Here is a 20,016-nt window from a genome sequence, read left to right as displayed (position 1 = left end):
GCCTACCACCTCGGCCCTACTCGCGCACCGTCACTGTCGCCGTGGTACCGGCGCGCAGGTTGGCCTTGCCGGCATAAGCCGGGTCGATTTCAATGCGCACCGGGATGCGCTGGGCCAGCTTCACCCAGGTGTAACTGGGGTTGATATTGGCCAGCAGGCGGTTACCGGGGGCGTTTTCGCGGTCAGTGATGGCGTAAGCGATGCTCTGCACCCAGCCCTGGAAGCGCTCGCCACTCATCAATGCGATATCTACCTTGCTGCCCTGATGAATGCGCGGCAGCTTGGTTTCCTCGAAGTAGCCACTGATATGGAACGAGCCGCTATCGACCAGCGCCAGCAGCGGCCCGCCGGCGGTGGCGTAATCCCCCTGGCGGGTCAGCAGGTTGGTCACATAACCGCTGACCGGCGCATAGATGCGCGTGCGTTGCAGGTCGAGTTCCGCCTGGGTCAGGGCGGCGCTGGCCAGTTGCACGTTGGCGCTGGCCAGGCTCAGGTTGGCCTGGCCGCGCATCAATTCGGCCTGGGCCACGGCAACGTCGGTACTGGATTTTTCCCATTCTTCGCCAGAGATGGCAAAGCCCTGTTTCAAGGTGCGCCGCCGTTGCTCCTCACTCTGGCGCTGCTTGAGCAGGGCCTGGCTGGAGATGATCGCCGCCTGGGCCAAGCCTTCGCTGGCCCGCGCCACCTCGATGGCGCGGCGGGCATGCTCAACCGCCAGGGCATAACGCTCGGGATCGATCTCCAGCAGCAGCTCGCCTTTGTCGACGTGCTGGTTGTCCGTCACCTTGAGGCTGACGATACGCCCGGCGACATCCGCCGACAGCGTCACCACGTCGGCGCGCACCCGCGCATCACGGGTCCAGGGCGCGCGGGTGTAATGCTCCCAGGCAAACCAGCCGAGCACCAGCGCCAGCACCACCACAACCAGGGTCGAGACCTGGGCGACACGTTTGTTCACGGTTCAGCTCCCCATGTACAGGATGATCAGCGCGCACAGGCAGGCGTACAGCGCGCCTTCAAACAGGGCCGGATGCCAGACCCGTTGCATGACCCCCAGCTTTTGCAGCAGCCAGAGCACGGCAATCAACAGCGGTATAGCCAGCAGCAACGCTTGGGCAATCGGCGGCAGGTAGACGCCGCCAATCTCGAAATCAATGGGCAAGGGCCGGGGCTCCTTCATCTGCGGGTTGAAGATAAGAGCTGTAGTGACGCAAGAAACCGGCGATCACCAGCAAGGCCACACGGATCCTGAACAGCGAGCGTAGCTGTTCGGCCGGCGCCTGCAGCTGTTCATCGTGCAGGTTGTCGAGGCGTTCACCCAGGTCCTGCAGGGTCTGCAATAAGGTTGGCAGCACCACCGCGGTACGCCCGGCAATGTACCGGCCAGTATTGCGCAACACCTGCTCAAGCTGGGTGCGCATTGCCTCTGGCAGCAACGGGTTGGTCTTGCCTTGCTCCTGCAGCTGGCGCAAGGCCACGCCCAGGGCCATGCACGCCAGGTTGACCTCGAACAGCGCCCGCGAACGCGCATCCGTTGTCGCCGGCAGCAGGCCGATAATCAGAGTCAGGCGGTCGACCATGCGGCTTTCGAAGGCGAACTGGCGTTCATCCGAGGCCGGGCCCTTGAGCAAGGCATACACCTGTTCACGGGTTTGGCGAAACAGCCGTTCGATGCGCAGTTGCGGGTTGAACGGGAAAATCCACGCATACACCATCAATGACAGCGCCGCGCCACAGACATAAGCACCGGCGAATTCAAACCACTGCATCGCGGTGTTCTGCCAGGCGCCGATGTTCTGCGGGCCGAACAGCAAAAAGCTCGACAGGCCCAGGCCCATGCCAATCCCTGCGGTCATCGGCCCCGACAACCCTACCGCCACCACATAGAGCAAGGGCACCAGCAACAGCGCGAGCATTTCGAAGTCGACCACCTGCGGGATCAGCCAGAACTGGTACAGCGCCGACACCACCAGCGCCAGGCCCAGGCCACGGGCGTAGTTCTGCGCGGCCATGAGCGGGCGCGGAAAGGTCGCCATCAGCGAGCACAGAATCCCTACCAGGATCATGCCGGCGCGGGCGCCGTCCCAGGCGGTCTCGATCCAGATCAGCCCGGCAGCGACCAGGGCGATAAAGGCGCGGCTGGCATTCATTGCCGCCAGGCGCCAGTCCAGGTGCAAAGGGTTGGTGCGTCCTTGGCGGTACAGGCAGTCGCCGGCACGGCCTTCCTGAATGGCATCGCTGAGTTCAAGCATTTCGCCCAGCTGTTCAAGCAACCGCGCCTGCTCCCAGCGCAAGGCCCAAGCCAGCGAGCGCAGTGGGGTTGGCAGGTCGCTTTGCAGCTGCTCGGCTTGCAGCGCGGCCTGGTCGAAACGCCGCTGCAGGGCACTGAAATGCTCGCGGGCCGGTGCCGGCAAGGCACGGCCCTGCTGCGCCAACTGGTCGAGAAAGGCCAGCTCATCGGCCAGCAGGCGGCTGATGAACTCCGGGTAATCGCCTTGCCAGCGCTCGGCGATCATCAGCTTCTGGTTACGCAAAACCGTCAGCCGCGAGCTGAGCAGCACCAACTGGTTGCCCAATAGCTGCACCAGGCCGTTGGCCCCGCGCAAATGCGGCGCATCGAAGTACAGGTGCCGGCGCAGGCCTTCCAGGGCGCTGATCTCACCAAGGATCTGCATCTGCCGCTGGCTGAACTCGGCAGCGCTTTCCTCGCCGCGAATCGCCGCCGCAGCATGGCTGGCCATCAGTTTGATCAGGTTGTCGATCTTGGCAAAGTACCCCGTGGCCACCGCCTGCGGCCGCGCACTGAGCAGGCTGACCGCGCACACGCAGGCCACCGCCAGCAGGGTTTCGGTGACCCGGGTAATGGCCAGCATCAGGGTATTGTCCTGCTCGGGGATCGCCAGCATCGCCACCACCACGGCGGTAAAACCACTGAGCACGAAGGCATGCGAGCTGGTGTAACGCAACAAGGTGCCGCCGGCGGTACACAGGGCCAACCACAGTGCCAGGGTGATGATGAACGGCAACGGCGCCTGCGGGAACAGCGCCATGATCAGCACCGCCACCGCCGCCCCGAGGGTGGTGCCGACCACTTGGGCGAAGCTGCGTTGCAAGGTCATGCCGCCCAGCGGCTGGCTGACGATGAACACCGCCATGATCGACCACTTGGGTTGGTCCAGGTCGAAGATGAACGCCAGGTACAAGGTCAACAGGCAGGCGACGATGGTCCGTAGGGCGAAGCGCAGGGTGTCTGCCCCCGGATGCAGCACCAGCCGCCAGTAATTGATCAATGGTTGCACACCGGTCTCTCGAAAGTCCTTTCTGCGAACACTAGCCATAGAAGCGCTCCAGGGAAAGACCACGACATGACCCAGAGCGTTGCAAATCCGGAACGATAAACCGCTATCAAACAACAAATGTCATGTTTTTACCCTTGACCCTGCCGGGCCCGAGGGTTAGTTTCTCGCCCGCATTTTTGCATGCCTACACAGGAGTCCTGCATTGGACAGTAGCTCTGGTCGATTGCGACAGGTTCACACGGCGCGCTAGTTCAGCAGGTTGCTTCTGCCACTGGCACGCCGAACACGGCGGTTAGTGGCGATTCGCATCCCTTGCGGATGACAAATCCTCATTCTCCCTCCCGCACACCTGGCACCTTCAATGGTGTTGAAGGTTCGTGGCCCTGCGCATTCTCTTTGTTCACGTGCATCACTTTTGGGGTCGATGCCAAAGCGGCGCTTTGCCGTGGATTCGAGGTTTGCTATGGATTGGAAAGTATTTCTGCTGCGCGTCACCGTCGCGCTGGTGCTCGGGGCGCTGATCGGCGCCGAACGTCAACTGCGTCAGCGCCTGACCGGCCTGCGCACCAACGCGCTGGTCAGCACCGGCGCCTGCCTGTTCGTGCTGATGACCCAGGCGGTGCCGGGCATGGCCGCGACCGATGCCTCGCGCGTTGCCGCGTATGTGGTCTCGGGCATCGGCTTTCTCGGCGGTGGCGTGATCATGCGCGACGGCCTCAACGTGCGCGGCCTGAACACCGCCGCCACGCTCTGGTGCACCGCGGCCGTTGGCGTGCTGTGCAGCCTGGGCCTGCTGCTGGAGGCCGCGCTGGGCAGTTGCGTGGTGCTGTGCGCCAATATCCTGCTGCGCGACATCGCCCAGCGCCTGAATCATCAGGACGTGCTGCCAGCCAACGAGGCCGAGCAGCGTTTCGAGGTGCGTATCACCTGCCGCGCCGAGGACGAGATCCAGGTGCGCAGCCTGATGCTGCACAGCTTCGGCAACGGCGGTCTGCGCCTGCAGTCGCTGCACAGTGAAGACCTGGCCAACCCGGCCAAGCTGGAAGTGCGCGCCGAACTGATGGGCAGCCCCGATGCGCCCACCCAGCTTGAACGCCTGGTCAGCCGGGTGAGTCTGGAAAAAGGCGTGAGCTCGGTGCGTTGGCAAGTGCAGGAGCTCACGGCCGACTAACGGCGATCAACGGCAGGCCCGCGAAAACATGCTCAGTGGCAAGTAAAATCCGCTGCAGCACCCAGCTGATCAAGGGGTATCGTGTAGCAAAATAATCAGCCAGAGGTGCACTGTGGCGTCCTATACCTTGCGTCAGTTGAAGTACTTCGTCACCACCGTTGAATGCGGCAGCGTCGCCGAGGCGTCGCGCAAGCTGTACATCGCCCAGCCGTCGATCTCCACGGCGATCAAGGGCCTGGAAGACAGCTTCGGCGTACAGCTGTTCATCCGCCATCACGCCCAGGGCGTTTCACTGACCCCAAGTGGTGCACGCTTCTACCGCAAGGCCCAGGAACTGCTGCGCATGGCCCGCGAGTTCGAACAGAACGCCCTGGCCGACAATGACGTGGTCTGTGGCCAGATCGACATCGGCTGCTTCGAGACCGTTGCCCCGCTCTACCTGCCGCGCCTGATCGCCGGCTTTCGCCAGCGCTTCCCGGGCGTGGAGATCCGCCTGCAGGACGGCGAGCAGCAAGAACTGGTGCAAGGCCTGACCGGCGGGCGTTTCGACCTGGCGATCTTCTATGAGCACGACCTGGACAGCACCATCGAAGTCGAAGCCCTGACCGCCCCGCAGCGCCCCTATGCGCTGGTGCCGGCCGGCCATCGCTTTGCCGGGCAGGCCCAGGTGTCGATCCGTGACCTGGCCCTGGAGCCAATGATCCTCCTCGACGTGCAGCCCAGCCGAACCTATTTCGTGAGCATTTTCGAAGAGCTGCAACTGAGCCCCAACATCGTCTTCAGCTCACCATCGATCGAGATGGTGCGCGGCATGGTGGGCCAGGGCTTTGGCTTTGCCCTGCTGGTGACCAAGCCCCATGGCAACAGCACCTATGACGGCCAGGAAGTGGTCTGTGTGGAGATTGCCGAGGATGTTACCGGATCGGCACTGGTGGCCGGCTGGCTCAAGCGTGCGCAACTGACCAAGCCTGCGCAGCTGTTTGTCGATTACTGCAAGGAGCAGTTTGCCGCCTGGCTGAACTGAAGCACTCATCGCCGGCAACGCCGGCTCCCACAAGGAATCGGTGTACACCTGACCTGTGGGAGCTGGCTGTGCCGGCGATGCAAGGCAAAGCCTTGCCAATCAGCCTCAGCGCGCAGCCCAGGCGTTAAAGCGCTGCTCCAGCTCCTCGCCATGGTCCACCCAGAACTCGGCATCCACCGCCCGCGCACCGGCCAGGTTGGCTTCAGCGGTCGGCAACTGCTGCTGGACAGTCGCAGGCAACAGCTTCAAGGCCTCGCGGTGTACCGGCCCGTACGGGATCTGCTCGGAGAACACCTTCTGGCTCTGCGGCTGGCTGGCAAAAGCAATGAAATCCTCGGCCAACGCTTTGTTCGGCGTGCCCTTGACCACCGCCCAGTACTCCGGGTCGTACAGGCTCTGCGGCCAGACGATGCTGAGCTTCATGCCCTCCTTCTGCGCCGAAGCAATCCGGCCGTTGTAGGCTGCGCTCATGACCACGTCGCCGGCGATCAGCCACTGCGCCGGTTGCGCGCCGGCTTCCCACCACTGGATATTGCCCTTGATCTGGTCCAGCTTGGCAAAGGCGCGGCTGACGCCCTCGGCGGTGCCGAGCACTTGATACAACTGCTCGGGCTTGACGCCGTCGGCGAGCAAGGCGATTTCCAGGGTGTACTTGGCGCCCTTGCGCAAGCCGCGCTTGCCAGGGAAGTCGGCTACGTTCCAGAAGTCCGCCCAGGAGCTCGGCGCCCTGGCCAGCTTGCCGTTGTCGTAGGCCATGACCATCGACCACACATAGGTGGCCACCCCGCATTCACTCAGGGTGCCCGGCACGAACTGCGCCGGGTCGCCGAAGCGCGCCGGATCGAGGCGTTCGAACAGGCCCTCGTCGCAGCCGCGCAGCAGTTCCGGGCTTTCGACTTCGACCACATCCCAGCTGGTATGGCCGACATCGACCATGGCCTTGATCTTCGACAGCTCACCGTTGTACTCGCCGGCAACCACGCGTCCTGCACCGCTGGCGTTGAAAGGTTGGAAGTAGGCCTTGTTCTGGGCCTGCTTGGTGGCACCGCCAAAAGAGATGACGGTGAGGTTCTGCGGCGCAGCCGACACGGCGCTGCACAGCAAAACCAGGGCAAAGGGAACACAGCAACGCAAGGATCTGGACATGAAGCGGTTCCTCTAATAGGCCGACGCGCCCGCACGCGCCGGCCGCTTATGGGCTTACAGGCGACCGAATTCGCGGGCGGTACGGTCTACGGCGGTACGGGTCTTGTCGACCAGTTCATCGATGTCGGCGTGGCTGGCCACCAGGGCCGGGGCCATGATCATTCGGCCCAGGGTCGAGCGGATGATCAGGCCTTCTTCAAAGCCGAGGGTGCGGCAACGCCAGGCCATGTCGTTTTCGTTGGCGAAGCGCTTGCGGCTGGCCTTGTCTTCGGCGAACTGCAAGGCGGCGACTAAACCTGCGCCCTGCACCTCGCCAATCAACGGATGGTTGCCGAACACTTCGCGCAGGCAGCGCTGCAGGTACGGGCCGGTCTCGTGCTTGACCCGGCTGACGATGCCTTCGTCGCGCAAGGCCTTGAGGTTGGCAATCGCCACCGCCGCCGCCACCGGGTGGCCGGAATAGGTCAGGCCGTGGGCGAACACCCCGCCCTGCTCCACCAGCACTTGCGCCATGCGCTTGGAGAGAATCAGGCCGCCCATGGGGATGTAGCCGCTGGTCAGGCCCTTGGCGATCGACAGGGTGTCGGGCTCGAAACCAAAGTGCTGGTGGGCGAACCACTCGCCGGTCCGGCCAAAGCCACCGATCACCTCATCGGCGCACAGCAGCACGTCGTATTGACGGCAGATGCGCTGGATTTCCGGCCAGTAGCTTTCGGGCGGGAAGATCATGCCGCCAGCGCCCTGGAACGGTTCGGCAACGAAGGCAGCAACGTTCTCGGCGCCAAGTTCGAGGATTTTCTCTTCCAGCTGGCGCGCCGCGCGCAGGCCGAATTCGGCCGGGGTCAGGTCGCCTTCGTGGGCGAACCAGTACGGCTCGTCGATGTGTGCAACATCGGGGATCACCCCGCCCATGTCGTGCATGAACTTCATCCCGCCCAGCGCCGTGGCGCCCAGGGTCGAGCCGTGGTAGCCGTTCCAGCGGCCGATCATGATCTTCTTCTGCGGCTGGCCGAGGATCTGCCAGTAGCGGCGCACGGTACGGATCAGCACCTCGTTGGCTTCGGAGCCGGAGTTGGTGTAGATCGCGTGGCTGTAGTGCGCCGGCAACAGGCTGAACAGCAGCTCGGACAGCTCGACCACCGCCGGGTGGGTGGTGTGGAAAAACATGTTGTAGTACGGCAATTGCTCAAGCTGCTGGCTGGCGGCCGCGGCCAGGTCCTTGCGGCCATAGCCGAGGTTGGTGCACCACAACCCCGACATGCCGTCCAGGTAGCGTTTGCCGTCGTTGTCCCACAAGGCCAGGCCTTGGCCACGGACGATCACCCGCGGGCCTTCGGCGTTCAGTGCCTTCTGGTCAAGAAAGGCATGAATGTGGTGCGCAGCGTCCGCGGCCTGGTAATCACCGGTGCTACGGACAGGTTTCTCTTGAGCGGTCATTGCGAGTCTCCTTGCGGGTTTTTATCGTGTTGAGTGCCGAGTGCGCGCTCTAGCGGCTCCGGCTTGAACAGCGGTTTGCCCATCACGCCCTTGATCCACAGCACGGCGATGATCGAGACGATCAGCAGCACCAGGCCTGCGTAGGCAAAAATCGAAAAGGTCATGTCCGGGCTAGGCGAGACGTTCCAGATCGCAAACAGCATGCCGGCGATGCCGAACAGCTGCGGCAACGGGTAGTACGGCGTGCGGAACGGCCGCGCTACCTGCGGGTAACGCCGGCGCAGGGCAATGACGTTGACGTGGGTGATGATGTAGGCCAGCAACCAGGCCAGGGCGGCGGACAACAGCAGCTGGTTGATGGCATCGGCATGGTCATGCATCAGCAGCAACGGCAGGCCGGTGACCGCAGCGATGAACAGCACTGCCACCCAGGGCGCACCGGTGCGCTTGCCCTGGCGCTTGAACACACCGAAGGCCTGGCCGTTGCGGGCCATGCCCAAGAGCATGCGCGGGATCGCCGCCAGCGAGCTGTTGAGGGTGCTGCAGGTGGCGGTAATCGCGGCGGTGACCAGGAACACCTTGCCGGCCTCACCGAAAACGGTGGTGGCGAACAGGTAGTGCGGCAGGCCGTTGCTGGCCAGTTCCGCCTGCGGCACGGTGAGCAAGGCACCCAGACCGTACAGGCTGATGATCACGAAGATGATGGTCAGGCCGAGCATCATCGACCCCGGGATGTTGCGCTCCGGGCAGCGGGTTTCTTCTACCAGCGGGCAGACGAACTCGGCGCCGACAAAGCCCCACACCGCCATCGCCGTCAGGGCGATCACTCCCAGGCCCAGCGGGTTCCAGTGGGCACTGTCGAACAGCGCCGGGTTGGGCGCAGCGATATCGCTGTTCATCGCACTCAGGCCCATCACCAGCAGCACCACGGTCATCACCACCGCCAGCACCGTTTGCAGGCGGGCGAAGATGTCGATGTTGAACAGGTTGAGCACGGTAAACAGCGCCAGTACCCCGAGGGCCACGGTCAAGGGCGGCATGGCGTGCGGGTAGACCTTGTCGATGATGAACTCCATCAGCAACAGCTCGGCCGACAGGGCGAACATCGCCACCACCACATAGCCGGAGAAGGTCGCCAGGATCGCCGGGAACTGACCGATGGCGACTTCGGTGTAGCTGCTCAGGCTGCCGGCACGGGGGATCATCAGCGCCAGTTCCGAGAACGAACAGGCGTAGCTCAGGGCCAGCAGATAGGCCAGGCCCAGGGGCACGATAAAGCCCAGGCCGGCGATGCCGACGCCTTGCAGCATCAGCACCATGACGCCCTGGGACACCACCAGGCCGATGGCCACCGCCAACAGCGCAGTGAGACCGAGTTTCTTGCGACTAGCAGGCGGCGCCAGGGCGCCGGTTTGCACGCTTGCATTGCTGTTCATCGATTGCTCCGAGTTGTTGTTATTGGAAGAACAGAGTTGTTGCCTGTGCTGGCCTCATCGCTGGCAAGCCAGCTCCCACAGACCCTCAGCCACGCAGCTGAATCCAGGTGGTTTTAAGCTGCGTGTACTTGTCGAACGAATGCAGTGACAGGTCGCGGCCAAAGCCCGACTGCTTGCCGCCGCCAAAGGGCACGGTCACATCCAGGGCATCGACGGTATTGACCGACACCGTCCCGGCATTCAGCCGCCGGGCGACGCGGTGGGCGCGGTTGAGGTCGTCGGTCCACAGCGAAGCCGCCAAGCCATAGATATGGTCATTGGCCATGGCCACTGCCTGGTCCTCGTCATCGAACACGCTGACCGCCAGCACCGGGCCGAAGACCTCTTCGCGGGCCAGGGTCATGTCGGCAGTGACGCCAGTAAAAATCGTCGGCTCGATGAAGTTGCTGGAGCCGTCGAAGCTAAGTTGCCGTCCGCCACAGACCAATTCGGCGCCCTCGGCCTGGGCCTGCTCGATGTAGTGCATGATCCGCTGCGCCTGGCGAGAGTCGACAATGGCCCCGGCCCGGCTCGCCGGGTTCAGCGGATTGCCCGGTAGCCATTGGCGTGCCTTGTCGATCAGGCGCTGGATGAACGCATCGGCAATCGAGCGCTGCACCAGCAGGCGCGAATTGGCCGAGCAGACTTCACCCTGGTTGAAGAAGATCCCGAACGCGGCTTTCTCGGCCGCCAGGTCCAGGTCCTGGCAGTCGGCAAACACCAGGTTCGGGCTCTTGCCACCGCATTCGAGCCACACCTGCTTGAGGTTCGACTGTGCGGCGTACTGCATGAAGTACTTGCCGACCTCGGTGGAGCCGGTAAACGCCAGGGCATCGACGTCCATATGCAGGCCCAGGGCGCGACCAGCCTCCTCGCCCAGGCCCGGCACGACGTTGAGCACCCCCTGGGGAATACCGGCTTCGATCGCCAGCTCGGTCAGGCGCAGCGCCGAGAACGGCGATTGCTCGGCCGGCTTGAGCACCACGCTATTGCCCGCGGCCAATGCCGGGGCGAGCTTCCAGGCAGCCATGTCCAGCGGGAAATTCCACGGCACCACCGCACCGATCACCCCCAGCGGCACGCGGGTGATGGTTGCCAGGGCATTGCTGGCAGTCGGCGCTACCTGGTCGTAGAGCTTGTCGAGGCTCTCGCCGTACCAGGCGAACACATGGGCGGCGCCGGGCACGTCGATGTTCCAGGCATCCATCACCGGCTTGCCCATGCTCAGCGAGTCGAGCAAGGCCAGCTCATCGCGGTGCTCCAGCATCAGTTGCGCAAGGCGCAGCAGCACGGCCTTGCGCTCAGCGGGTGCCATCCTGGCCCAGGGGCCGTGTTCGAACGCCTGCCGGGCGCTGCGCACGGCAAGCTCGACCTCGGCCTGGCCGCAGGCGGCAACCTCGGCCAAGCGCTTGCCGGTGGCCGGGTTGATGACCTCGAATCGCTTGCCGCTCAAGGCCTGGCAGGCCTCGCCGTCGATAAACGCGCTGTCGATCAGGCGCTGTTGTTGCGCCAGGTTGGTCCACTCGTTGAAATCCTTCACCGCAGGCTCCTACTTGTTATCAGTTGTTGGCGAGGTACTCGGCCAGGCGCTCCATCAGGCGGTCACAGGCCGCCATCTGTTCGACGCTGACAAATTCATCCGGCTTGTGGCCCTGCTCCATGCTGCCCGGCCCGCACACCACGGCCGGGATCCCGGCCTGGTCGAACAAGCCGCCTTCGGTGCCAAAGGCCACGGTGCTGAAGGCGTCGCTGCCACACAGCTGCGCGACCAGTTGCGCCGCCGCGCTCTCAGGCGCGGTGGCCAGGCCCGGGTAGGCGGAAAGCGGCTCGAAGCGAATCGCCGTGTCGGCCTTGACCGCTTGCATGGCCGGCAACAGCGTTTGCTGCGCGTAGCGTTGCAGCTCGTCCACCACCGCCTGCGGCGCGAAGGCCGGCAAGGCGCGCACCTCAAAATCGAAGCGGCAAGTGGCCGGGACAATGTTCAGCGCCGTGCCGCCGTGGATCACCCCGACCTGCACGGTCGAGAAGGCCGGATCAAAGCGTGCATCGTGATGCTCCGGCGCCGCCAGGCGCTGGCCGATCTCGCCCAGGCGGCCGATCAAGCGCGCCGCCTGCTCGATGGCGTTGACGCCATAAGGCGCATAGGCCGAATGGCACGGCGCACCGTGCACGTGGCAACGCATGGCCAACTTGCCCTTGTGGCCGAGCACCGGCTTGAGCTCGGTGGGCTCGCCGACCAGGCACAGCGCCGGTTGCGCGATGCGCTGGGGCAACAGCTCCAGCAGGCTGCGCACGCCCAGGCAGCCAACCTCCTCGTCATAGGAGAACGCCAGGTGCACTGGCCGGCGCAGGGGGCTTTGCAGAAACAGCGGCACCGCCGCCAGCACCGAAGCCAGGTAGCCTTTCATGTCGGCGGTGCCACGGCCGTACAGCTTGCCGTCGCGCTCGGTGAGGCTGAACGGCTCGACCGTCCACGCCTGACCGTCCACCGGCACCACGTCGGTATGCCCCGACAGCACCACCCCGCCCGCCACTGCCGGGCCAATGCTGGCCAGCAGGTTGGCCTTGGTCCGCTCCGTGTTGTAGGTCAGCTCGCAGCTCACGCCCAGGCCGTGCAGGTAGTCGCGGACGAACTCGATCAGGGCCAGGTTCGAATCGCGGCTGACCGTGGCAAAGCCGATCAGCCTGGCCAACAATGCACGACTGCGCAGCTCACTCATCGCCCGGCACTCCGTAGCTCGGCGCCAGGGTCGGGTTGAGGGCGCGGGTCAGGTAGTCCTGCAACTGCGGCTGGTAAGCGGTCCAGAGTTTGTTCAGCTCGCCAATGGGGTTTTCCTCGGCCCAGTCCACGCGCAGGTCAACGATCGGCCAGAGCAGCTCGCCGACCACCGACAGCGCCGCCGAATGCACCGCCCCGGCTTCGCCGCCGGCGTCCTGGCCGGCCTGCAGCGCGCTCAGCAAACGGGCGGCCAGGCAGCCCTCGCTGTTCTCGAAAACCTCGACCATGCGCTCGATCACCGCGCTGTTGGCCAGCAGGTTGCCCGCCGCCACGCATTGCTCACCGGCCACGGCGTTATTGATGCCCAGCGCATGGTTGCCGCTGAACAGCGCCGTGCGGCCCTGGGCATCGACCACCGCCACCTGGCGGTACTGGCTGTAGCCGTTGCGCGTCAAAGCGCGGTCCAGGGCCTGGTGTGGCGCCAGGCCTTCGTCGAGGCCATCGAGTATCTGCGGGCCGAGGGCCGGCAAGGTGATGTTCTGGCTCGACACCGCACCGACGCCGCTGCGCAGCCACGGGCAGCGGGCGCCGACGGCGATGCTCGAGGAGCTGATGGCAATGCCCAGCTGGCCGGTGTCGGCACAGCGGCCAACGATGGAAAAGGTCATGGCGCGCTCCTTATTCGGGGATGACCGCAATCACGTCAATTTCCATCAGCCACTGCGGCTGGCCGAGGGCGCTGACCACCAGGCCCGTGGAGATCGGAAACACGCCCTTGAGCCATTTGCCGACCTCCTGGTACACCGGCTCGCGGTAGCGCGGGTCGATCAGGTAGGTGGTGGTCTTGACGATATGGCTGAGGTCGCTACCGGCCTCCTCCAGCAACTGCTTGACGTTGCGCATGGCCTGCTCGGCCTGGGCCCGTGGATCACCGAGGCCGACCAATTGGCCATTGAAGTCGGTGCCCACCTGGCCCCGCACATACACGGTGTTGCCGGCACGCACGGCCTGGCACAGGTCGTTGTCCAGGGTCTGGTTGGGGTAGGTGTCTTTGGTGTTGAACATGCGAATACGGGTATGAGTAGGCATCAACGGGCTCCGATCAGGCTGACAGGTTGGCTGGACGCTTCGCGCTCGGCTTGGCGCTGCGCGGCGTCGCGGTAATTGAGGTAGGTGCGTTGCTTGGCAATGTGGTCGGCGATGTGCTTGGCGTCGTGCCACACGCCCCAGATAAACGCCGAGCCGCGCCGCGACAGCCATGGCAGGCCGACGAAATAGACCCCCGGCTCGCTGGACACGCCGCGCTGGTGCCGGGGCTTGCCGTTGTCTTTGAAGGCGTCGACCTGCAACCAGCTGTAGTCCACCGAATAGCCGGTGGCCCAGATGATGGTGCTGACGCCGGCCTTGGCCAGGTCGAGTTCGAGAATCGGCTGGGTCAGGCACTGCGGGTCGGGGAGAATCTCCCGCGCTTGCGGTTCTTCCGGCAGGCTCAGGCCATTGCGAGCGATATAGGCGTCGGCGGCATCGAGCAGCGCCAGGTAGTTTTCGTCACCGCGGGCGATGTTCTCGGCCAGGTTCGCCTCGAAACTGACCACGCCATTGTCAAAGCCCTTGGTCAGGCCGACCAGGGTCATGCCCTGCTGCGCCAGCCTGCGAAAATCGACCGTATGGCCGCCGCGCGCACCGCTGACGGCGATGGTCACGTGCTCCTTGCCCGGCTGCATGGTTTCGGCATCCCACTCGCCGAGCACGCCCAGCCACCAGCAGAAATCACGGTTGCGGTAGGCCCGTGGCGGCCGGTCGTGGGCACCGACCGAGAGGTACACCTGCTTGCCGGCGCGTTGCAGTTCATCGGCGATCTGCACCCCCGAAGAGCCGGCACCCACCACCAGCACCGCACCTTCAGGCAGCTGCTGCGGGTTTCGGTACGCGGCCGAGTGCATCTGCAGCACGCTCGACTGTTGCGCGGCAATCGGCGGGATCACCGGGCGCTGGAACGGGCCGGTGGCGACCACTACCTGCTGGGCTTCGATCACCCCGTCGCTGGTTTGCACGGTGAAACCCGGGCGGTCACTGTTGCGCACCACCTGGGTGACATCGACGCCGGTGCGGATCGGCGCGTTGAACGTGCGGGCGTAGGCTTCAAAGTAGTCGGCGACCTGGTCCTTGCCGGCGAAGGCGTCCGGGTCCAGGCCCTCGAATTCCAGGCCCGGGAAGCGGTCGTGCCAGGCCGGGCCGTTGGCCACCAGCGAATCCCAGCGGCCAGTGCGCCAGGCTTCGGCAATGCGCTTGCGTTCCAGCACCAGGTGCGGCACGCCCAGGCGGCTCAGGTGTTCACTCATGGCCACACCGGCTTGCCCGGCGCCAACTACAAGCGTATCGATCTTGGTTTTATGGGTTGTCATGTCTGCGCCCTACTGAGTTGTCCCACGCGGGTTGCCGTGGGAGGGTGTAGGACGCATTCTGGGAGCGCGCGGGAAAACGCGAAATTATGATTTTTGTGGTTGTTAGAGAGTAAAAAACTGGGGCTGCTTCGCGCTCGATCGCTAGTATGTTTCTGGTGTTAGTCCAAAAGTGCCAAAAGGCCCACCTGTTGCGGATCGGCCGATGATTGACGACACTGCAGCTTTACCCTGCACAGTTGCCGTCATGTCCCTGAACATTCGCCTGGCCCGCGTCGAAGACGCCCCCCTGCTGCCCGCCATCGAGCGTTCGGCGGCGCAATCCTTTATCGATCATCACGGCCTTGAATGGATTGCCCAAGGGCCGGTCATGAGCACGGCTGAGCACCTGGCCTTTATCGATCAGGGCCATGAATGGGTGCTGGTAGACCCACACGATCAACCCCTGGGGTTCCTCTGCGCCACGCCGTCGGGTGCCGACCTGTTCGTTCATGAACTGTCGGTTGCCCAGCACGTTCAGGGTCAGGGCCATGGTCGCAGGCTGATCAACACGGCCTGCCAGTGGGCCCGCGAACACGACTTTCAGGGCCTGACCCTGACTACGTTCGCCCAGGTGCCCTGGAACGCGCCCTTCTATGCCCGCCTGGGTTTCGCGCTACTGACCGAACAGCAACTCAGCCCGGCCCTGCACCAGCAATTGACCCGTGAACAGTTGCAGGGGCTGACCGGGCGCTGCGCCATGCGCCTTGATCTTCAGCCGTTGTCCTGAGCCTGCTCGCCGGCGCGTTCAGCCTGGCGCAGTTGCGCTTCCTGCTTGCCAATCAGCTGCAACTGGCGGCGCAGCTCCGAGACCCGTTCGGCCAGGCTCAAGGCCAGGTCCTTGTTCTGTTTCTCCAGTTCGTCACGTGATCCGCTGAGCTGCGCAAGCTTCACCTCCAAGCCCTGGATCTGCGCCTGCTGACGCTCGCTCTGGGTCTTGAAGCCACGCTGGGCCTCCTTGAGGGTGCGGATCTGCACCAGCAAGCCTTCGTTGTCGCGGTTCAGCCGGGTCAACTCGTCCTGTTTGACGATCAGGGTCTGCTGCAACTGGCGCACTTCCACCTGCAGCAACTGCACCTGCGCCTCATGACGGCGCTGATCCTGATCACGCTGTTCGCGGCTGGCGTTGCGGTAATGCTCAAGGGCGTCGCGGGCATGCAGGTGCTTGTCTTCCAGCGAACGGATCTGCTCGTCCTTGTCCGCCAGACGCAGGTTCAGCTCGCCGACGGCCTGGTTGAGGGTGGCGTTACGCGTCTGCTCGCTTTGCAGGGTGCTGCGGGCGGTGGCCAAGGCTTCTGACTCGCTGGCCAGTGCCGCTGCCTGGATCTCGTGCTGCTGTTGCAATGCAGCCAACGCCTGCTGGCTGATCTGTACTTGCGCGAGCAACGTCTGGCGCTGTTGTTCAAACGCGCTACGGGCTTGCTCGATGCACGCCTCGCCCTCCTCCCGCAACTGTTCAGCCAGTTGCTCGACCAATGTCGCCAACGTGCCACTGAGGTTTGGCGTGCTGGCAGGCACGGCGGGCTGCAGGCTTTCCAGCGCTTTCAGGTAACGGTGAATGGTGGTTTTCGAGCCGGTATTGCCCAGCTCGATACGTACCGCATCGATACTTGGATGCTCGCCACGGGCCAGCAATGCTTGCCGCGCCTTGTGCACTAATGCCTGGTTGATGCCGCCACGGGCCATATGAGCTCCTACGATTTCGTACTGTGATACGTACCATGTATTTACATACTATCTCATCGTTTAGTTCTTTGCTCGATGCACCTTATCCTAAGATAAAATAATCACGGCTTATCGCATCTAAGGCGCTAAAATGCCGAGTAAAAGTGCCCGGGCGGTACGACAGGCGAGGAACCAGGCGATGAATACGATCGAGCGCTATCTGCAGGCGGCGGTGCGCGACAACACCCGGCGCAGCTATCAGGCGGCGGTGGAGCACTTCGAAGTGAGCTGGGGCGGTTTTTTGCCGGCCACCGCAGACAGCATCGCCCGCTACCTGGCCGACCACGCCCAGAGCCACTCGATCAGCACCCTCAAGCAGCGCCTGGCAGCGCTGGGCCAGTGGCATGTCAGCCAGGGGTTTCCCGACCCGACCAAGGCGCCGCTGGTGCGGCAGATGCTCAAGGGCATTCGCACCCTGCATCCGGCAGAGCCCAGGCAAGCCGCACCGCTGCTAATACAGCATCTGCAAACCGCGGTTGCGGTGCTGGAAGGTGAAGCGACCCAGGCCCGCGCCCGGCACGATTTGCCTGCGCTACTGCGCGCCAGTCGTGACAAGGCCTTGCTGTTGATCGGTTTCTGGCGAGGATTTCGCGGTGATGAACTGGCGCGCCTGCAGGTCGAGCATATCCAGGCCCAGGCAGGCGTCGGCATGACGCTCTTCCTGCCGCGCAGCAAGGGCGACCGCCAGGCGCTCGGCGTGCGGCACCGGGCGCCGGCGCTCAAGGTCCTGTGCCCGGTGCAGGCTTACCTGCAGTGGATCGAGGTGGCGGGCATCGCCCATGGGCCGGTGTTTCGCAAGCTCGACCGCTGGGGCAACCTCGGCGAACAGGCACTCAACAGCAACAGCTTGATCGCTTTGCTGCGACGCATCCTTGAGCGCGCAGGTGTTCCGGCAGCTTTATATACCGGTCACTCGCTGCGCCGCGGGTTTGCCACCTGGGCCAGCAGCAATGGCTGGGAGCTCAAGGCGCTGATGAGCTATGTCGGCTGGAAGGATGCCAAGTCGGCGCTGCGCTATATCGATGCCTCGGTGTCGTTTGGCGAGCTGGCGCTGCTCGAAGGTGGCAGCACCGCTGGGCTACTGACGGATCAGGCTTAAAACAGAGAGTGAAGGTGCCGGCCTCATCGCGGGGCAAGCCCGCTCCCACAGGTCTTGCGGGCGCAATTCCACAAGCGGGCAATGTCGCGGGCCCGCGCCTGGAGCAAGGCGGGTGCATTGGCGCAGGCCGCTTCCAGGGTCATCGGGCCACTGGTCAAGGCAAATGCGGCGTCGATGCCGTGGGCATACAGCTGCTCGTAGCCCTCGCCCAGGGTGCCGGCAATCACCACCACGGGTACGGCGTGACGCCGCGCTACCCGGGCCACGCCGAACGGCGTCTTGCCGCGCAGGGTCTGGGCATCGAAGCGGCCTTCACCGGTAATCACCAGGTCAGCGCCCTGCACCGCCGCCTCGAGACCGGCCAGTTCGGCCACGACCTCAATCCCGGGACGGAAGGCGGCCTGCATGAAGGCTTTGGCGGCGAACCCCATACCGCCGGCCGCGCCACATCCGGGAAAATCACGCACGTCAGTGCCCAACAGTTGCGCGCAGTGATCGGCAAAGTGACCCAGGGCCTGGTCGAGGGCTTGTACCTGCTCGGGGCTTGCGCCTTTTTGCGGACCGAAGATGGCCGACGCCCCATGGCTGCCACACAGGGGGTTGTCGACATCAGCGGCGACTTCCAGCTGCACCTCTGCCAGGCGCGAGTCCAGCGCGCTGGCATCGATGCGGGCTAGCCGGTTCAACGCCAGCCCGCCTTCAGCCAGAGGCTGATTCTCAGCATCAAACAACTGCAGGCCAAGCGCACGCAGCATACCGCTGCCCGCATCATTGGTCGCACTGCCGCCAATGGCCAGAATGATCCGCCGGGCACCGGCGTCCAGCGCCGCGCTGATCAGTTGCCCGGTCCCGTAGGTGCTGCTGCGGCAGGCATCGCGCTGGCCCAGCGTGAGCAACTGCAGGCCACTGGCGGTGGCCATTTCGATAATCGCCGTGTGACTGTCGCCCAGCCACCCCCAACCGGCCTCGACCGGCTCCCCCAGTGGCCCCCGCACGCACTGGCTGCGCAGCTCGCCAGCACAGGCGGCAACGATGGCCTCCATGGTGCCCTCGCCACCGTCGGCCATCGGGCACTTGACCAGTTGCGCCTGCGGCAACACCTGGGCAAAACCTGCAGCGATGGCATCGGCGACGCCTTCGGCGCTGAGGCTGTCCTTGAACGAGTCGGGGGCGATGACGATTTTCATGGGGATTCTCCTGATCCAGATGCCTGCATGCTGACAGTTGGGCCTTGATTGTTCGTCAGTCGAATGCACAAAAACCGCCGGCCTTTGTTTGGCACTTGGCCAAAGTCGAGTCAGCTACCGGCCGGCAGCAATTGCAACCCCAGGTACAGGCTAAGCATCCCCTCCAGCCGCAGCGGGTCGACTTCACTCAGTTCGGCGATGCGTTCCAGGCGGTAGCGCAGGCTGTTGCGATGAATGCCCAGGGCATCGGCGCAGGCCTGGCTCTGGCCATCATGGGCGCACCAGGCACGCAGGGTTGCCAGTAACTGGCCGCTGTTGTCCTTGGCGCGAATCCGCTGCAGCGGCTCGAGCAGCTCATCCAGGGCGTCATCGTTGCGGTGGCGCCACAGCAAGGCCGGTAGCCGATAGCGGCTCAGGGTCAGCAGGCGCTCGGCTGGCAGCACTTCACGCCCATAAGCCTGAAGGTCGCGAACCCGACGATAACCACGGCGCAGCTGCTCCAGGCTTTGCGCCGCCGAACCTGCGGCCAGGCGCTGGACCTGCCAGCCGTGACGCTGCAACCGATCCAGCAACTTCGATTCATCGAGCACCACCGTGGCGGGCCGGCACCATAGCAGTGATTGCCGCGCCGGGCTGACGCACCAGCTGTCCGGATAACGACTCATCAACCAGCTGGCCAGCGCTTCGGCTGCGGGCCCGGCATCCAGTTCGAACAGGCAGGGAATACGCGGCAGCTGTGGCTTGAGCCCCAGTTGCCGGGCCTCATCGACCAGGCGCGGCGAGTCGCCAGAGCCTCCCAGCAACAAGGCCAGCAAGTCATCACAACGTTGCCGCCGCCACTGTTGCTCGACCTGCAGGTGACGCTGGGCCAGGAGCATTTCGGCGGTCATGCGCACCAATTCGCCATAGGTGCGCAACTGCTGCGGATCACCGGTCAGGCCAAGTACGCCGATCAGCCGCCCGTCGAGAAACAGCGGCAGGTTGACCCCGGGCTGCACGCCCTTCAGGCACTTGGCCGCTTCCACGTCGAGCTCGACGATACGGCCGTTGGCCAACACCAGCTGCGCACCCTCGTGGCGGGTGTTGATGCGCTCCGGTTCGCCGCTGCCCAGGATCAAGCCCTGGCTGTCCATGACGTTGACATTGCACGGCAGGATCGCCATCGCCCGCTCGACGATGTCTTGTGCCAGGTCATGGTCCAGTTCGAACATGGGAGGATCCTTGTTGTCGCAATGATTGGTCCGGGGCACAGCAGGCCAGGCGAAATGCTGTGCAAAAGCACAAAGACAGCCA

General features: G+C 64.4%; 18 protein-coding genes. 4 read left to right on the top strand and 14 right to left on the bottom strand.

Annotated elements, in window-relative coordinates; all coding sequences use genetic code 11:
- Positions 1-16: 16 nt before the first annotated feature.
- The 3 genes from NLX68_RS22845 to NLX68_RS22835 are packed head-to-tail and all read right to left on the bottom strand — an operon-like array spanning position 17 to position 3,299.
- Positions 17-958: an HlyD family secretion protein gene (locus NLX68_RS22845; protein ID WP_254285920.1), complete on the bottom strand. Its 942-nt coding sequence runs from the start codon at positions 956-958 to the stop codon at positions 17-19.
- A 3-nt stretch (positions 959-961) separates the two neighbouring features.
- The gene (locus NLX68_RS22840; protein ID WP_010226052.1) at positions 962-1,162 is read right to left on the bottom strand and encodes a DUF1656 domain-containing protein; all 201 of its coding nucleotides are present in this window, start codon (positions 1,160-1,162) and stop codon (positions 962-964) included.
- Positions 1,152-3,299, bottom strand: a complete 2,148-nt coding sequence (locus tag NLX68_RS22835; RefSeq protein WP_254285919.1) for an FUSC family protein — start codon at positions 3,297-3,299, stop codon at positions 1,152-1,154. Before NLX68_RS22835 ends, NLX68_RS22840 begins: the two co-directional genes overlap by 11 nt.
- Before the next feature lie 463 nt (positions 3,300-3,762).
- Here NLX68_RS22835 and NLX68_RS22830 point away from each other — a divergent pair, with 463 nt between their 5' ends.
- Together NLX68_RS22830 and NLX68_RS22825 are read left to right on the top strand one after the other, a co-directional pair.
- Positions 3,763-4,470 carry an MgtC/SapB family protein gene (locus NLX68_RS22830; RefSeq protein WP_010226050.1) on the top strand — a complete coding sequence of 236 codons (708 nt, stop codon included), beginning with the start codon at positions 3,763-3,765 and terminating at the stop codon, positions 4,468-4,470.
- A gap of 112 nt (positions 4,471-4,582) precedes the next feature.
- Positions 4,583-5,494, top strand: coding sequence for a LysR substrate-binding domain-containing protein (locus NLX68_RS22825; protein ID WP_254285918.1), 912 nt, complete (start codon positions 4,583-4,585; stop codon positions 5,492-5,494).
- Positions 5,495-5,599: 105 nt separating this feature from the next.
- On the opposite strand, the gene NLX68_RS22820 is transcribed toward NLX68_RS22825, so the two are convergent.
- From NLX68_RS22820 to NLX68_RS22785, 8 genes are all read right to left on the bottom strand, one after another.
- Entirely contained in the window at positions 5,600-6,640 is a 1,041-nt protein-coding gene (locus NLX68_RS22820; protein WP_254285917.1) for an ABC transporter substrate-binding protein, read from the bottom strand.
- A gap of 54 nt (positions 6,641-6,694) precedes the next feature.
- Entirely contained in the window at positions 6,695-8,077 is a 1,383-nt protein-coding gene (locus NLX68_RS22815; protein WP_254285916.1) for an aspartate aminotransferase family protein, read from the bottom strand.
- Positions 8,074-9,513, bottom strand: a complete 1,440-nt coding sequence (locus NLX68_RS22810) for an APC family permease (RefSeq protein ID WP_254285915.1) — start codon at positions 9,511-9,513, stop codon at positions 8,074-8,076. Before NLX68_RS22810 ends, NLX68_RS22815 begins: the two co-directional genes overlap by 4 nt.
- 85 nt (positions 9,514-9,598) lie before the next feature.
- Positions 9,599-11,065 (bottom strand): aldehyde dehydrogenase, encoded by a 1,467-nt coding sequence (locus tag NLX68_RS22805; RefSeq protein ID WP_254285958.1) that lies wholly within the window; start codon positions 11,063-11,065, stop codon positions 9,599-9,601.
- Positions 11,066-11,111: 46 nt separating this feature from the next.
- Positions 11,112-12,272: an acetylornithine deacetylase gene (gene argE, locus NLX68_RS22800; protein WP_254285914.1), complete on the bottom strand. Its 1,161-nt coding sequence runs from the start codon at positions 12,270-12,272 to the stop codon at positions 11,112-11,114.
- Positions 12,265-12,939, bottom strand: a complete 675-nt coding sequence (locus tag NLX68_RS22795; RefSeq protein WP_254285913.1) for a DUF1028 domain-containing protein — start codon at positions 12,937-12,939, stop codon at positions 12,265-12,267. The genes argE and NLX68_RS22795 overlap by 8 nt, the downstream gene beginning before the upstream one ends.
- A gap of 10 nt (positions 12,940-12,949) precedes the next feature.
- Positions 12,950-13,360 carry a RidA family protein gene (locus NLX68_RS22790; protein WP_003201555.1) on the bottom strand — a complete coding sequence of 137 codons (411 nt, stop codon included), beginning with the start codon at positions 13,358-13,360 and terminating at the stop codon, positions 12,950-12,952.
- The gene (locus NLX68_RS22785) at positions 13,360-14,676 is read right to left on the bottom strand and encodes an NAD(P)/FAD-dependent oxidoreductase (RefSeq protein ID WP_254285912.1); all 1,317 of its coding nucleotides are present in this window, start codon (positions 14,674-14,676) and stop codon (positions 13,360-13,362) included. The genes NLX68_RS22790 and NLX68_RS22785 overlap by 1 nt, the downstream gene beginning before the upstream one ends.
- Before the next feature lie 244 nt (positions 14,677-14,920).
- On the opposite strand from NLX68_RS22785, the gene NLX68_RS22780 reads away from it, so the two are divergent.
- The gene (locus NLX68_RS22780; protein ID WP_254285911.1) at positions 14,921-15,442 is read left to right on the top strand and encodes a GNAT family N-acetyltransferase; all 522 of its coding nucleotides are present in this window, start codon (positions 14,921-14,923) and stop codon (positions 15,440-15,442) included.
- Here NLX68_RS22780 and NLX68_RS22775 read toward each other — a convergent pair.
- Positions 15,427-16,398 (bottom strand): DNA-binding protein, encoded by a 972-nt coding sequence (locus NLX68_RS22775; protein ID WP_254285910.1) that lies wholly within the window; start codon positions 16,396-16,398, stop codon positions 15,427-15,429. The genes NLX68_RS22780 and NLX68_RS22775 overlap by 16 nt on opposite strands.
- Positions 16,399-16,576: 178 nt before the next feature.
- On the opposite strand from NLX68_RS22775, the gene NLX68_RS22770 reads away from it, so the two are divergent.
- Positions 16,577-17,536 (top strand): site-specific integrase, encoded by a 960-nt coding sequence (locus NLX68_RS22770; protein WP_254285909.1) that lies wholly within the window; start codon positions 16,577-16,579, stop codon positions 17,534-17,536.
- 23 nt (positions 17,537-17,559) lie between these two features.
- Here the strand turns inward: NLX68_RS22770 and NLX68_RS22765 are convergent, their stop codons facing one another.
- Both NLX68_RS22765 and NLX68_RS22760 read right to left on the bottom strand, forming a co-directional pair.
- Positions 17,560-18,723, bottom strand: a complete 1,164-nt coding sequence (locus NLX68_RS22765) for a glycerate kinase (RefSeq protein WP_254285908.1) — start codon at positions 18,721-18,723, stop codon at positions 17,560-17,562.
- A 110-nt stretch (positions 18,724-18,833) separates the two neighbouring features.
- Positions 18,834-19,934: a sugar diacid recognition domain-containing protein gene (locus NLX68_RS22760; RefSeq protein ID WP_254285907.1), complete on the bottom strand. Its 1,101-nt coding sequence runs from the start codon at positions 19,932-19,934 to the stop codon at positions 18,834-18,836.
- Positions 19,935-20,016: the final 82 nt, after the last annotated feature.

Source organism: Pseudomonas sp. SBB6 (genome assembly GCF_024213215.1).
GTDB lineage: Bacteria > Pseudomonadota > Gammaproteobacteria > Pseudomonadales > Pseudomonadaceae > Aquipseudomonas > Aquipseudomonas donghuensis.
The sequence above is the reverse complement of the archived record's forward strand: the minus strand, read 5'-3'. Positions and strand labels throughout refer to the sequence as shown.

Bases quoted from the DNA above. Each gene is read 5' to 3' on its own strand.
- NLX68_RS22830 (WP_010226050.1), top strand. From the start codon at position 3,763: ATGGATTGGAAAGTATTTCTGCTGCGCGTCACCGTCGCGCTGGTGCTC.
- NLX68_RS22820 (WP_254285917.1), bottom strand. From the start codon at position 6,640: ATGTCCAGATCCTTGCGTTGCTGTGTTCCCTTTGCCCTGGTTTTGCTG.
- NLX68_RS22815 (WP_254285916.1), bottom strand. From the start codon at position 8,077: ATGACCGCTCAAGAGAAACCTGTCCGTAGCACCGGTGATTACCAGGCC.
- NLX68_RS22810 (WP_254285915.1), bottom strand. From the start codon at position 9,513: ATGAACAGCAATGCAAGCGTGCAAACCGGCGCCCTGGCGCCGCCTGCT.
- argE (WP_254285914.1), bottom strand. From the start codon at position 12,272: ATGAGTGAGCTGCGCAGTCGTGCATTGTTGGCCAGGCTGATCGGCTTT.
- NLX68_RS22795 (WP_254285913.1), bottom strand. From the start codon at position 12,939: ATGACCTTTTCCATCGTTGGCCGCTGTGCCGACACCGGCCAGCTGGGC.
- NLX68_RS22790 (WP_003201555.1), bottom strand. From the start codon at position 13,360: ATGCCTACTCATACCCGTATTCGCATGTTCAACACCAAAGACACCTAC.
- NLX68_RS22785 (WP_254285912.1), bottom strand. From the start codon at position 14,676: ATGACAACCCATAAAACCAAGATCGATACGCTTGTAGTTGGCGCCGGG.
- NLX68_RS22780 (WP_254285911.1), top strand. From the start codon at position 14,921: ATGTCCCTGAACATTCGCCTGGCCCGCGTCGAAGACGCCCCCCTGCTG.
- NLX68_RS22775 (WP_254285910.1), bottom strand. From the start codon at position 16,398: ATGGCCCGTGGCGGCATCAACCAGGCATTAGTGCACAAGGCGCGGCAA.
- NLX68_RS22770 (WP_254285909.1), top strand. From the start codon at position 16,577: ATGAATACGATCGAGCGCTATCTGCAGGCGGCGGTGCGCGACAACACC.
- NLX68_RS22765 (WP_254285908.1), bottom strand. From the start codon at position 18,723: ATGAAAATCGTCATCGCCCCCGACTCGTTCAAGGACAGCCTCAGCGCC.
- NLX68_RS22760 (WP_254285907.1), bottom strand. From the start codon at position 19,934: ATGTTCGAACTGGACCATGACCTGGCACAAGACATCGTCGAGCGGGCG.